Raw genomic sequence first — 12,545 nt, 5'->3', positions numbered from 1 at the left:
GATCGCAAAAGGGGGGATGTGACACCCGGGCGTGCGGGGCTAGACACGGGACTCCCAGGTCGTCACATCCGGTAACGAGGCATTTGGGGGAGCGCTCGTTACATGTTGTGGTCGGTTGGATCCTTGCGGACGTCGCCGACATAGAGAATGACGGTCTCCTTGCCGAGATTCTTCCACCAATGCGAGGTGCCATAGATCTCTGGTCGCAGATCTCCCGCCTTGTGCACGATCGGATCGACGCAGTTGCTGGCGTATTCCACGATCTCGCCCTGCTGAACAAAAATCAGCGCCGGCCTATCATCGTGGCTGTGCCAGGGCACGATGCCGCCGGGCTCGATGGTCAGCTTGCGGAAGCGAAGCTCGCGGCCCTCGATATGCGCGGGCTGCTTGCCGAGATCGATCGAGCCGAGCGTGACGTCGGTGACGCCGACCGGCTTGTAGTCCACCATCTGGCGGGCATTGGATTTCATCTTGTCCGCGGGACATTCGCCGGCGAAAGCGGCAGATGCTGTTGCGAGCGAGATGGCAATCGCGCTGACCACTCCAAGAGCTTGCCAGATCTTGCGCGAGGTTCCGATGTCATTGAACATGTCGTTGTCTCCTTGTTGGATGTCGCGGCCCGGAAACTGGCCGGCTGTGTCATCAGCATCGCGCAAACTCTTGGCCTCGGGAAATGCCGGTTGGCTGTTGAGTCGATAGCGGCGGGCTATGTGAACTCAGGAATGTCCGAGCATGTGCTTGATGTCGGAAGCGAACGTCGGATAGGCGTAGATGTGCTCGCGAAGCTCGCTCGCGCGGATGCTGAACTTCATTGCCAAGCTGAAGATATTTACAAGTTCGTGACCGGCATGGCCAACAAAGTGGGCGCCGAGAATGCGATCGCTATCACGATCGACAATGACCTTCGACCAGGCGACCGTTTCGGCGTAGGTCCGCGCCGAAAACCAGTCGCGCATGTCGTTGACATGTGTGGCTATCGAGAGGCCCTTCGCTTTCGCGGCGGCCTCGGTCAGGCCGACAGCGGCAAGAGCGGGAACGGTATAGACCGCGGTTGCGATACTGGCATAGTCGGGACTGTGCTTCGCTCCATCGACGATATTGCGGCCGACGAGATCACCTTCATAAGTCGCAATAGGCGAGAGCTGGGGCGACGTTGGAACGGCATCACCGCAGATATAGACGCGCGAATTGGAGGTCGAGCGCAAATAGCTGTCGGCGGCGATTCGGCCATTGTCGTGATCCACTTGGCCGACGGCGAGGCCAAGTGCATTGACATCGGCGATCCGACCGGCGCCATTGACCACCCAGTCCGCTTCGGTCGCCTTTTCGATACCCTCGTGAGTAAAGACAACGCGGAACCGTCCGCCGGCTGTCTCGATTCGCTCGATCTTTACACCTGTCCTGATCTGTAGCCCGATCCGCTCGCTCTCGGCCTGCAGCGCTACGACCGCATCGGTGTCCATCGCGGGCAACAGCTGCGGCAGCGCCTCTAAAATTGTGACCGAACTGCCGGCGCGCGCGTAGACATAGCCGAACTCTAGCGAGATCACGCCCCCTCCGATAAAGATCACGGATTCTGGTCGCCTGCTTTCGCTCAGCATGTCGTCCGAGGTGACCATGTGCTCGGCACCAGGGATGGGCAGCGGCCGCGGCTTTGATCCTGCGGCGATCACGACATGGCCGGCGTGAAGCGTACGATCACCCACCCGAACCGTGTCTGGCCCCGCAAAAGCGCCGTGTCCCTTGATGACCTCGACCTTGCGGCGTGCCATGGCGCGCGCGAGGTTTTCCGGGATGTTCTTGATCATGTCCTTTTCGCGGGCGATCAGCGCAGCCCAATCCAGTTTTGCCTTGCCGACGTCAACCTGGTGCTGCGCAGCCAGATTGATGTCGTGAAGCGCCTGTCCGGCAGCGACCAGCACCTTCTTTGGGGTGCAGCCGCGGTTAGGACACGTGCCGCCGAGATCGCGCGCTTCGATCATCGCGACCGATAGGCCGGCGCGCCTGACCGGACCGGTCACGCCGATACCGGCATTGCCACCGCCGATGATCACAACGTCGAATTTCTCTGCGGCCATCGGGCTAACCTCCAGTCAGCGATCGCGGACGATCATTTGGTGGTGATGGTCGAGGTGATCGATTTGACGACCGTCGTGGCCATGCTGAATTGCGCATTGCGATCATGGATGTTATGACGCCGTGCGATCCAATCGAAGTCCGTCCACACTGCCCAGACATCGCCGTTGTCGTCCTGCGTCAGCAGCAGGCGGACTGGCCAATCCAACCCCGCATTGGGGTTCGACGTGATAAATTGCGTGCCGAGCGGCGGATTGCCGAACACGAGCAGGGTAGACGGCCGCAGCTTGATACCGGCGCCCGCCGCAAGCTTCGATTGATCGATCTCATCGAAGAATTTGATGCCCTTTGCAGCAATATCGGCTTTGATACGGCTGATTGCCTCGGACATCGGAACGGCGCTCTTGACTCGGACAATGCCGTTGTCGCGGTCGATCCTGGCATCGATCGGCGCCGCTGACGCCCATAGAAGCACGAGGATGAGAAGCGTCGCACATTTGCCAAGTCGCGGTACGTTGTAGCGGGACATCGAAAGCTCCTGTCGGTGACCAGTTTTCCGCGACAGAATCGCCGCCCGAGCTTCCAAAATGAAATGCGGGCTTGCTCTGATATCGATAGCCCCATGCTATCATGTTCCGTGCAATGCTCCTGGCCGAGACAAGACGCCTCTTGTGGGCAGCCCACGCAGGGAACTACAATCTGAAGGCCTAAAATGCCGGAGCAACGGATGACATCGCTTTCGCCCGCTGACGCCGAGCGGCTCAAGCTCGCCTTCCAGCGCTGCCGGGAGATGGACGGCACGCTGAGCGAGCAGCTCAAAGCCTATGCGGCAGCGGGCCGTGAGATCTTTCCGGCCTATGGCGAAGCCGTCGACCGCCTCGTTGTCAGGATCAACGAAAATGGCGACGGTGAGAACGCCCCACGTCCCGGCGAACCGATGCCGCCTTTCGTACTACCCGACGAGAGCGGCCGGCTGGTCGCGCTGCCGGCTCTGGTTGAGCGGGGTCCGGTAGCGGTTATGTTTTTCCGCGGCCACTGGTGCCCCTACTGCGGGCTCAATGTCAGGGCTGTGATCAAGGCGTATGACCGCATCAAGGCTTTGGGCGCAGACGTCGTCGCCATCATGCCTGAGACGCAGGAATATGCGGCACGATTTAAGACCGAGGCTGACGCACCGTTTCCAGTGCTGACTGACCTCGACAACGGGTATGCGCTGTCACTTAATCTCGCGATCTGGCTTGGCGTGGAAATTGAGCGGTTGCTGTCCTACCTCGACATGGCGAGCTTTCACGGCAACGACGGTTGGATATTGCCGATTCCCGCGACTTTCGTCGTAGGTCGCGATGGCATGGTCAAAGCGCGTTTCGTCGATCCCGACTTCCGGCACCGCATGGCGATCGAGGATCTGCTCGCTGCGCTGAAGGACGCGAGATAGGCTGCGCCTGAACCTCTGTGCTTCTCCGAGCCCTCACGCCGCCCGGCTTTTCTCCAGGAATTGATGCCAATCGGCACCGCGGAGCATGCGCATCACGGCAGATGCGACTGCGGTGCGTTCACGGCCAGCAACGCCGTAGAGATTAACCGTGCGTCGTGCATCGAGTCCCTCGACCGAGGCGCGTTTGAGCGTCTGTGGGATCCGCGAGGTGTCCGGAATGACGGCGACACCGAGATCGGCCTCCAGCAGCTCAATCAGATCGCGCTCGCTCGAGATCTCGTGGCAATGATCCACGTCCATGCCGTGTTCGCGCAAGGCTGCGCTTAGCCGCGAAGCGCCTTCGCAATAGCCGCGAGACAATAGCTGTTCCGTGCGCAGATCATCGACTTCAATGCCATGATGTCCGGCGAGCCTGTGGTGGGCGTTGACGACGAGTTGAAAGTCTTCCGTAAACAGCGGCCAGGTGTCGAGCCGCTCCCAGTTCGGGTCCAGCTCCGCCGCAATCCCAAGTTCAGCCTCGCCACTTTTGAGCATTTCGCCGACTTCGCGGCTGTTGCCGCGGAGAAAGCGAAACTCCAGCCGATTGAACTGCCGCTTGATCTGGTCGAGGAAGGGGATCAGCAGCGATAGATCGATCGAGTGGGTGAGCGCAATCCTCAGCGCGCCGATTTCGCCGCTCTTGAAGGAGGAGGCCAAGGAGCGAGCGCCGACCGCGGCCTCGTAGCATTGCTTCAGGAGGGGGTGCATGCGCTGTCCGAGCTCGGTAAGCCCGGCCGGCCGCTCCCGTCTGAAGAGGTCCCCACCCAGCTCAGCCTCCAATTGCTTGATCGCCCGTGTCAGTGAGGGCTGCGTCACATTGCATTCGTCAGCAGCGCGCGTGAAGTTGAGCGTCCGTGCAACCGCGAGGAAATACCTGACCTGATGCATTTCCATGATCGAACTCTCCCCCTGATCCGGCTGACAATCCAGCCGATCGGGAGCTGGATCATATCAGGACCGCCATAGCGCGCACCTATGGTTTTGGAAGCCAAAGGGTATTTCCGTCAATCCAACTGGTGACGCAGATTCCGGGCCGTCGGCTACAGCCAAGAGGGTTCGGAAAATGAATATCCAGATCAAATCGCATGCCGCTGGCGACACAGCCTCTCTCGCCGACAAGGTGGCGCTGGTGACCGGCTCAACCAGCGGCATTGGTCTCGGCATCGCCCGCGCACTTGCCGGAGCAGGCGCGAGTGTGGTTCTGAACGGCTTTGGAGCCGCGGACGAAATCGCCAGGACAAGGGACGCGACCGAGACCGACTACGGCGTCAAGGTCATTTATTCAGCGGCCGATATGACCTCGTCCGACGCGATTGCCGAGATGATCGCTGCAACCCTGCGAGACCTCGGCCGGCTCGACGTCCTCGTCAACAATGCCGGCATTCAGCATGTTGCACCGCTCGAGCAGTTTCCTGTCACAAAGTGGGACCAGATTCTGGCAATCAATCTGTCAGCCGCATTCCACACCACGCGGCTTGCACTGCCCGCGATGCGCAAGCAGAAGATCGGTCGCATCATCAACGTCGCTTCCGCGCACGCCTTGGTCGCTTCGCCCTTTAAGGCGGCCTATGTCGCCGCCAAGCACGGCCTCGTCGGGCTGACGAAGGTGGCCGCGCTCGAGACCGCCGAAGAAGGGATTACGTGCAACGCCATCTGTCCGGGCTATGTCTATACGCCCCTTGTCGAAGCCCAGATTGATGGCCAGGCGAAAGCCCACGGGATCTCCCGCGACCAGGTGATTCGTGACGTGCTGCTGGCCCAGCAGCCGAACAAGCGATTCGCGACAGTTGAGGAGGTCGGCGCGCTGGCAGTGTTCCTGGCGAGCGAGGCCGCAGCGTCGATCACCGGAATTGCCTTGTCGGTCGATGGAGGCTGGACGGCACATTGAAACAGAGCCCGTGTAACAAGGCCAAACGCATTGCGAACCTTAAGCACAGGCGGGAACGAGTGGGAGCATGACATGCACGACAAGACGTCATCGCTGAAATCGCGGGCAAAAGATCTCCCCGGCCAGGTGGTGCTTGTGCTTCAGGGCGGCGGCGCGCTTGGCTCGTACCAGGCCGGCGTCTATCAGGCACTGCACGAGGCAGGGATCGAGCCTGACTGGATCATCGGCACATCGATCGGTGCCATCAATGCAAGCATCATTGCCGGGAATCGCGTCGAGAACAGGCTGTCGCGCCTCAAGGAGTTCTGGAAACGGATGGAGCAAGATCCGGTCTGGAGTATTCGCACGGCTTTTCCGGGCTTCAATGACCGACTGTCATATTGGGCAACCATTACGCACGGAATAGCTGGCTTTTTCCGACCAAACGCCTTGGCACATGCCGGTGACACCTATCCGCTTGGCGCCGAAAGGGCCGGCTATTACCTGACCGCTCCACTCGAGCAAACGCTGTCCGAACTCGTTGATGTCGACTTGCTCAATAGCTGTACGCCACGCCTGACGGTTGGCGCCGCTCATGTGCGCACCAGCCAGATGCGCTATTTCGATAGCCGGGATGGCGAGCTCACCATCAGGCACATTATGGCGTCCGGTGCGCTGCCGCCGGCCTTTCCCGCCGTTCGCATCGACGGCGAGCTCTATTGGGATGGCGGCATTCTCTCCAACACGCCGACCGAAGTCGTGTTCGACGATAATCCGCGCAAAAACTCGCTGATCTTCGCCATCCATTTGTGGAATCCGGCGGGCCTCGAGCCGACAACGATGGCCGAAGTGCTGAACCGACACAAGGACGTGCAATATTCCAGTCGGATCATGAGTCACATCGCACGTCAGCAACAGGCGCATCGGTTGCGCCACATCATCAACGAGCTCGCCAGACGGCTGCCGGAGAGTGAACGCAACAGTCCGGAGGTGCGCGAAATGGCCGGCTACGGCTGCCAAACACGCATGCACGTCGTGCGTCTGCTGGCGCCACAGCTCGATCGCGAAACCCATACAAAGGACATCGACTTCAGCCCGCGCGGCATCATGCAGCGCTGGGACGCGGGTTACTCTCACACCAAGGCGGCCCTCGAACACGCGCCGTGGGTCGGCGAGTTCGATCCGCTCTCAGGCGTGATCCTGCACGAGCAAATGGAGCTCATGCCCTTGGCGGCGGAGTGAGAAGCGCCCCTAGGCCTGCTGCCTAGGGACCCCCGTGTTTCCCAGGATCCGTCAGAGAAGGCCTCAGGATCAGGCCGAGCTCGCTGAGATGAATTCGCGATCGCTCGCGATGAAAGAGCCGCCCTTCGACTCCCTTTTTTCAAAAGCTGGGTGGCCCGGTCACGGTTGCGTAACGTGACACCTCGTGCGGCTTGGGTGAAGTTCAAATGCTCGCATACCCGCAAGAAAATGCCGGACCTGGTGCATCTTGCATGCGCTTTACCGTCGAATTTCGGAGCTATTATTTCGACTGGAGGGCCACGACGGGCGACCAGCCGTCGTCAACACCGGATTGATCGAGGAGCCTGCACCGATCAAGCATCAGCTCCGTCGGCTTGTCGTGAGGACGTTGGCGCAAGACAGCCTCGAAGCAGCAAATAGCGCCCCGGAAGTTGCGCGCGCGATATTCCTGCAAACCCTCTTCGTAGTCGACGATCCATGCCGGGCTAGATCCGCCGGTTATGTCCTGAGCTGAACCGATCAATTCGTACACGGCAAGGCCCTCAGTCTTGCCGTAGACGGCTATCCGATCGATCTCGCGTGTAACCATTGCCCCCTCGATGAGACGCTTGGTTTCAGCTCCGATCAGGATCTGTGTCTCATAGTGCTTGTTGGCGCCTTCCAATCGGCTTGCGACGTTCACCGCATCGCCGATGACGGTGTAGTTCAGCCGCAGCTCCGAGCCGATATTGCCGACCAGCATTCGGCCAGAATTTACGCCGATACGGATCTGCAGGGGATGGCCGTGGTCGTCGCTGACGCCGGCGGCCTCGATGGCCTGGCGGCAGGCGAGCGCCGCTCGGCAGCAGAGGACGGCATGCTGGGGCTGCGCGGTCGGTGCGCCCCAGAACGCCATCACGGCGTCGCCGATGAATTTGTCGATGGTGCCGCCGTGGGCGACGATGACCTCGGAGGCGACGTCGAGATACCGCGACAACAACGGCACGACGCGATCGCCCATGCGCTCGGAAAGCCCGGTGAAACCGGCGACATCGATGAACATCACCGTCAGCTCCTGGATCGAGCCGCCGGGCTTTGCCTCGACGCCCTGGCGCAGCAGCGAGCGGACCAGATCGGCCGGGATGAATTTGCGAAAGGCGGATAGGCCAGCCGCCATTTCGGCAATCGCGCCCGAAAGGCTCGCGATCTCGGCAAGCCGCGACGGATGGCGGCGGACCTGATCAAGCGCAAAGCTTTCCACATGTCGGATTTCGCCGACAACGCGGGCGAGTGGAGCTGCAATCACCGACCGCGCCAGCATCGCCGACAACAGGGCAGCGAGCAATGCGCCGACGGCCAGCCCGATGATGAGCCGCCGCAAGGTGGTCTCGACGGCTCCGAGGAATTCGGCCTCGGGGATGACGGTCACAAGCGACCAGCCAGGAAACGGCAACGGCGCTAGCGCGACCTCATAGGCCGCGTTGTCGAGAGAGAGCCTGTGCCGCGACGCCGCATAGCGACCTTCGTCGCCTGCTTCATTCATTGCCATGCGCGCCAGCGGCAGCATATCGATACGGCTGTGGGCGGGATGCAACTCATCGGCATCCTTGTCGGGTGCCGCGATCAACTCGCCGGTGCCATCGAGGATGAATGCCGTGCCCGTGCGTCCGACCTCGAGCTGTGAGAGGAAGCGGGACAGCCGCGTGTATTCGATGATGACTGCAAGGACGCCCTGCCGCTCCTGGTACACATCAATTGGCCCCGCAAACGCGATCGACGGACGCGGCCCGATCGGATGGTCGAGCACGCGAGACCATTGCGGACCGTCGGCGGCCATGCTGGTCTTGAACCAGCTCTGGTCGGTGACGCGGAAATCGGTCGGCTCGAAGCGGCGGGTCTCGAACTCGATGTCGCCGGGGATCACCTGATATTCGTCGATTCGACGTTGGCCGGGACGATCGGTCTTTGAAATTTCCATCATCTCGAGGTGACCGTCGCCGAGCTTGTGGGCGGCGAAAAAGGAACCGTCGGGCCAACCGAAAGCGACCCAGGAGATCGTCGCTTGCGACTGCAGTTGTGACAGGAAGACGAATTCGCGCTTGTCGGCCTCGCGGGTATCGAGCACGTTCTGCAGGAAGAGCGTCCGGATCGCGGTATGGGCGGCGCGGGCTTCGTCGACGATCGCCGAGACCTCCTTGCGGACGGCGGCGACGATCTGCTCGTTGATCGTCGAGGCGAGCTGCCGGCTGATCGATTCGGCGGTACGCCACCACAACAGGCTCGAGGCGGCTGCGGTAAGCAGGATCGCCGTCAACACCAGCGCGGAAACCGCCAGCCGAATGCTGACGGTCAGCGTTTTGGCGGAGGAAAGCCGCAGGCGTTCGAATGCGCTTGGTGGTGGAACGGCGTTCATGCTGGCTTCCGCCGATCTTCGCAGGACGTTGAGGGCGATACGTCGGGCCATGGCAGGTTGTTACATGGCGCCGGCTTGTCTCGATCCTGCCCGCGGATATGAGCCCTCACCAATGCTCGTCAGGTTCGGTTTCGATAGCGACAAGGCATTGGAGGGCGACACACATCTTCGCCTATCTGGACCCCGCGCGGCCCCGCCGGGGCGATCAGCGCGAAACCTGAAGCGGTCTCACGGATTCGTGAGCGGCCAAATCCGTAATGACGGCTGTGAGCGGAACGAACGAGATGATGCGCCCCCTTTCGCCGAGGAGGCGATGCAAACCGAAGTGGAGAAATCAATGAAGACTATTGTCAGTTCGCTCGTCCTTGCCGGCGCTGTGACGACCGCGCTCGCGACCGTTGCCGCCGCCGGTCCTCTTACCAAGGCGGAAGCCGATGCCGCGGTCGCCGCGCACAAGGAGAAGTGCTTTGGCGTCGCCCTGAAGGGGCAGAACGATTGCGCCGCCGGTCCCGGCACGACCTGCCAGGGTACTTCGACCACCGACTTCCAGGGCAACGCTTGGAAGTTCGTGCAGGGTGGCACGTGCACGAGCATCCAGCTTCCGAACGGCAAGACCGGTTCGCTCAAGCCGGTTTGATCGGCTGGGCGAAGGACCACCACGACAGCGGGAAAGCGGAGAGACGACATGAATGCAGCGGTCTTATCCGGATTGCTTGCAAGCGAGCCTCCCCGCTTTCCTGGGTTTCGCGTAGGCGGCCTGGCCGGAAGCAGCTTCAAGCACGAGCACTTCGCGGCGATCCTCGACGAAGGAGGGCAGCGCGGTTTCTTCGAGGTCCACGCCGAGAATTACATGGGAGCCGGTGGACCGCCGCATCGCGCGCTTGAGGCCCTGCGCCGCGATCATCCGATATCGCTGCACGGTGTCTGTATGTCGATCGGAGGCTCGGAGCCGCTCGATAAGGCGCATCTTGCGCGCTTCCGCACTTTGGTCGAGCGTTATGAGCCTGCACTGGTATCAGAGCATTTGGCCTGGTCGACCCACCAATCCACATACTTCAACGATCTGCTGCCGCTGCCCTACAACGAGGCGACGCTCAGTCGTGTCTGCAACCATATCGACCAGGTACAAGACGCGATCTGGCGGCCACTTCTGCTTGAGAACCCATCTACCTATTTGGCATTCAGCGAATCGACGATGGGAGAAGCGGAGTTCATGCGACGCGTCGCGGAACGCACCGGATGCGGCCTGTTGCTAGACATCAACAACGTGTTCGTCTCCGCGACCAATCATGGATTCTCGGCGCTTAAATATCTCGCCGACTTTCCGCTCGCGCGCGTTGGAGAGATCCATCTTGCAGGCCACGCCGAGCAAACTGATGACGAAGGTGACCTGCTCCTGATCGACAGCCATGATAGGCCGGTCGCTGATGCCGTGTGGAAGCTGTACGAGATCATTATCGGACGGTGCGGACCTGTCCCGACGCTGATCGAATGGGACAGCAACATTCCCGACTGGTCTGTCCTGAAGGCCGAGGCGGTAGCCGCGCAAGCGATCCTGGATCGTTGCCAGAGAGGGCGTGCGCCATGCTGCCGCATGAGCCGGAATTAGCATCATACGCAACATTTGCCTGGGCGCTGCTGGATCCGGCGGGCACGGCGCCTGCGGTCGTAACCGGTCCCGCGGGCAAGGGCGGCATCAAACGCTATAATGTCTATCGCAACAACGTTACGGTCAGTCTCATCAACGCGCTCGCTGCCGTCTATCCGGCAGTCCAACGCATCACCGGGGCCGAATTCTTTCGCGCCATGGCGCGCTTCCACGTTCGCGCCACGCCACCGAGCTCACCGCTGCTATTCGAATACGGCCGCGACTTTCCTGCGTTCATCGAGACGTATGAATACGCGCGAGGCTTGCCTTGGCTTGCGGACGTCGCAAGGATCGAGCGAGCCTGGCTCGATGCCTACCACGCGGCCGACGCCGAGCCGCTGTCCGCCGATGCGCTGGCGTCATTTCCGCCCGAACGGCTGGTAGATGCGGTGTTCACCGCACATCCGGCGACGCGGATCGTGCGATCGGCATTTTCGGCGGTCACCATCTTTGCTTCCAATCGCAGCGAGGCTGCTGTCGATCCAATCGATGCGGAAACACCTGAAGATGCCCTGATCACGCGCCCCAATGCTGATGTCATTGTCCGGCATCTGCCCAAGGGTGGCGCAGTGTTTCTGCAAGGGCTGATGTCCGGACAATCGCTCGGCGAGGCCACGGCTTTCGCGCTGGAAGCATCGCCGTCTTTCGACATCGCCACCAACATCGCCGGAATGCTTGAGGCCGGCGCCTTCACGACCGTGAGCGCAGGAGCAGCATGATGGTCATTGATCAACACTACGGCGCGAGTGAGCAACTTCGGCTCGGCGTCATCATCGGCAAGGCCACCCACATAGTCCAGACCATAGCGCAGCCGTCGCTGGTTCAACTCGTCATGCGCCTGGCACTGGCCGTGCCATTCTGGAAGTCCGGCATCCTCAAATGGGCCGGCTTTGCGAGGCTCAATGATACGGCGGTTACCCTCTTCACCGACGAGTTTATGCTGCACCTTCCCGGGGGTCCCTACCATTTTCCTGCGCCGAGCGTGATGGCGTTCTTGTCCGGAACGGGAGAGATCCTTTTCCCGGTTCTGCTGGTCCTTGGCCTCGGCACCCGCTTTGCGGCCCTCGGTCTGTTGTTCATGACCGCTATCGTCGAACTGACCGTTCCCGACGGCTGGCCAATTCATCTCACTTGGGCGGCCATGGCGCTCGGGATCATGGCTTGGGGTCCGGGGCGCATCTCGGTGGACCATCTGGCGCACGGAATCCTGCTCCCCGAGAGATGAGGACTTCGAAGATGTAGTCGACGCGCTCTTGAAGCCGCGCTCGACATGGCGATTGCGCGGCGAGCTGCCTCGGACTCCGTTCGCGGCAGGGCCGCCGAGTTACAACTACGGTAAGGCGATGAGCTCGCCCAGACGTCTATGACATCGGATGCAGATGTAACAAAAAACCTGCGTCAAATCGTAATATCGTTCGGGCCCGCTTGCTCTCGGGCCATCGGGAATTCGCTCAACGAATGGATAGGAACATGATTGGCGACGTAATTGTGATTGGCGATCTAAAGCGAAGGGATGATGCCCCTCTCAATGAGTATGATCGCCTAGCTGAACGAATGTACAATATTGTCAGCCGTCTTCCAGGATTTCTGTCGGTCAAGTCGTTCAAGGCGACCGATGGCGAGGAGTTGACCGTGTTTCGCTTTGCTTCGGAGGAAGCGCTCGAAGCCTGGCGCACTCACCCCGAACATGTGGAGACCATGAAGCGAGGACATGCTGAATTCTACGCCAGTGGCTTCTTGCAAATTTGCAAGGTGATTCGGGAGGTCGGTCCCTTTGAGCACTCCTGATAGTGGTCAATTCGTCTCGTGTACGGTGTGTCGGCTGTTTTCCTCACCCACGGTCGGA

Annotated in this window: 13 protein-coding genes; 8 read left to right on the top strand and 5 right to left on the bottom strand. The window is 60.9% G+C overall.

Annotated elements, in window-relative coordinates; genetic code table 11:
- Positions 1 to 98 precede the first annotated feature (98 nt).
- The 3 genes from Q2M23_RS07610 to Q2M23_RS07600 form a co-directional block, all read right to left on the bottom strand.
- The gene (locus Q2M23_RS07610) at positions 99 to 590 is read right to left on the bottom strand and encodes a cupin domain-containing protein (protein WP_316395193.1); all 492 of its coding nucleotides are present in this window, start codon (positions 588 to 590) and stop codon (positions 99 to 101) included.
- Positions 591 to 716: 126 nt separating this feature from the next.
- The gene (locus Q2M23_RS07605; RefSeq protein ID WP_316395192.1) at positions 717 to 2,078 is read right to left on the bottom strand and encodes an NAD(P)/FAD-dependent oxidoreductase; all 1,362 of its coding nucleotides are present in this window, start codon (positions 2,076 to 2,078) and stop codon (positions 717 to 719) included.
- Positions 2,079 to 2,110: 32 nt separating this feature from the next.
- On the bottom strand, positions 2,111 to 2,605 hold the full coding sequence (locus tag Q2M23_RS07600) for a DUF302 domain-containing protein (protein ID WP_316395190.1): 495 nt from the start codon (positions 2,603 to 2,605) through the stop codon (positions 2,111 to 2,113).
- Positions 2,606 to 2,803: 198 nt separating this feature from the next.
- Between Q2M23_RS07600 and Q2M23_RS07595 the strand changes: the two genes are divergently transcribed.
- Positions 2,804 to 3,511: a peroxiredoxin-like family protein gene (locus Q2M23_RS07595; protein ID WP_316395264.1), complete on the top strand. Its 708-nt coding sequence runs from the start codon at positions 2,804 to 2,806 to the stop codon at positions 3,509 to 3,511.
- Positions 3,512 to 3,544: 33 nt separating this feature from the next.
- On the opposite strand, the gene Q2M23_RS07590 is transcribed toward Q2M23_RS07595, so the two are convergent.
- Positions 3,545 to 4,444: a LysR family transcriptional regulator gene (locus tag Q2M23_RS07590; protein ID WP_316395189.1), complete on the bottom strand. Its 900-nt coding sequence runs from the start codon at positions 4,442 to 4,444 to the stop codon at positions 3,545 to 3,547.
- Between the two features lie 169 nt (positions 4,445 to 4,613).
- Between Q2M23_RS07590 and Q2M23_RS07585 the strand changes: the two genes are divergently transcribed.
- Together Q2M23_RS07585 and Q2M23_RS07580 are read left to right on the top strand one after the other, a co-directional pair.
- The gene (locus Q2M23_RS07585; protein ID WP_316395187.1) at positions 4,614 to 5,438 is read left to right on the top strand and encodes a 3-hydroxybutyrate dehydrogenase; all 825 of its coding nucleotides are present in this window, start codon (positions 4,614 to 4,616) and stop codon (positions 5,436 to 5,438) included.
- A gap of 72 nt (positions 5,439 to 5,510) precedes the next feature.
- Complete coding sequence (locus Q2M23_RS07580) at positions 5,511 to 6,659, top strand: patatin-like phospholipase family protein (protein ID WP_316395186.1); 1,149 nt, start codon at positions 5,511 to 5,513, stop codon at positions 6,657 to 6,659.
- A gap of 280 nt (positions 6,660 to 6,939) precedes the next feature.
- On the opposite strand, the gene Q2M23_RS07575 is transcribed toward Q2M23_RS07580, so the two are convergent.
- A complete protein-coding gene (locus tag Q2M23_RS07575) occupies positions 6,940 to 9,051 on the bottom strand; it encodes an adenylate/guanylate cyclase domain-containing protein (RefSeq protein ID WP_316395185.1) in 2,112 nt (703 codons plus the stop codon).
- Between the two features lie 337 nt (positions 9,052 to 9,388).
- On the opposite strand from Q2M23_RS07575, the gene Q2M23_RS07570 reads away from it, so the two are divergent.
- From Q2M23_RS07570 to Q2M23_RS07550, 5 genes are all read left to right on the top strand, one after another.
- Complete coding sequence (locus Q2M23_RS07570) at positions 9,389 to 9,688, top strand: DUF2282 domain-containing protein (protein ID WP_316395183.1); 300 nt, start codon at positions 9,389 to 9,391, stop codon at positions 9,686 to 9,688.
- A 48-nt stretch (positions 9,689 to 9,736) separates the two neighbouring features.
- Positions 9,737 to 10,660: a DUF692 domain-containing protein gene (locus Q2M23_RS07565; protein WP_316395181.1), complete on the top strand. Its 924-nt coding sequence runs from the start codon at positions 9,737 to 9,739 to the stop codon at positions 10,658 to 10,660.
- Positions 10,636 to 11,418 carry a DNA-binding domain-containing protein gene (locus tag Q2M23_RS07560; RefSeq protein WP_316395179.1) on the top strand — a complete coding sequence of 261 codons (783 nt, stop codon included), beginning with the start codon at positions 10,636 to 10,638 and terminating at the stop codon, positions 11,416 to 11,418. The genes Q2M23_RS07565 and Q2M23_RS07560 overlap by 25 nt, the downstream gene beginning before the upstream one ends.
- Complete coding sequence (locus Q2M23_RS07555) at positions 11,418 to 11,924, top strand: DoxX family protein (RefSeq protein ID WP_316395177.1); 507 nt, start codon at positions 11,418 to 11,420, stop codon at positions 11,922 to 11,924. Before Q2M23_RS07560 ends, Q2M23_RS07555 begins: the two co-directional genes overlap by 1 nt.
- Positions 11,925 to 12,169: 245 nt before the next feature.
- On the top strand, positions 12,170 to 12,487 hold the full coding sequence (locus tag Q2M23_RS07550; RefSeq protein ID WP_316395175.1) for an antibiotic biosynthesis monooxygenase: 318 nt from the start codon (positions 12,170 to 12,172) through the stop codon (positions 12,485 to 12,487).
- Positions 12,488 to 12,545: the final 58 nt, after the last annotated feature.

The organism is Bradyrhizobium sp. 33ap4 (assembly GCF_032654765.1).
Classification (GTDB): domain Bacteria; phylum Pseudomonadota; class Alphaproteobacteria; order Rhizobiales; family Xanthobacteraceae; genus Bradyrhizobium; species Bradyrhizobium australafricanum.
The sequence above is the reverse complement of the archived record's forward strand: the minus strand, read 5'-3'. Positions and strand labels throughout refer to the sequence as shown.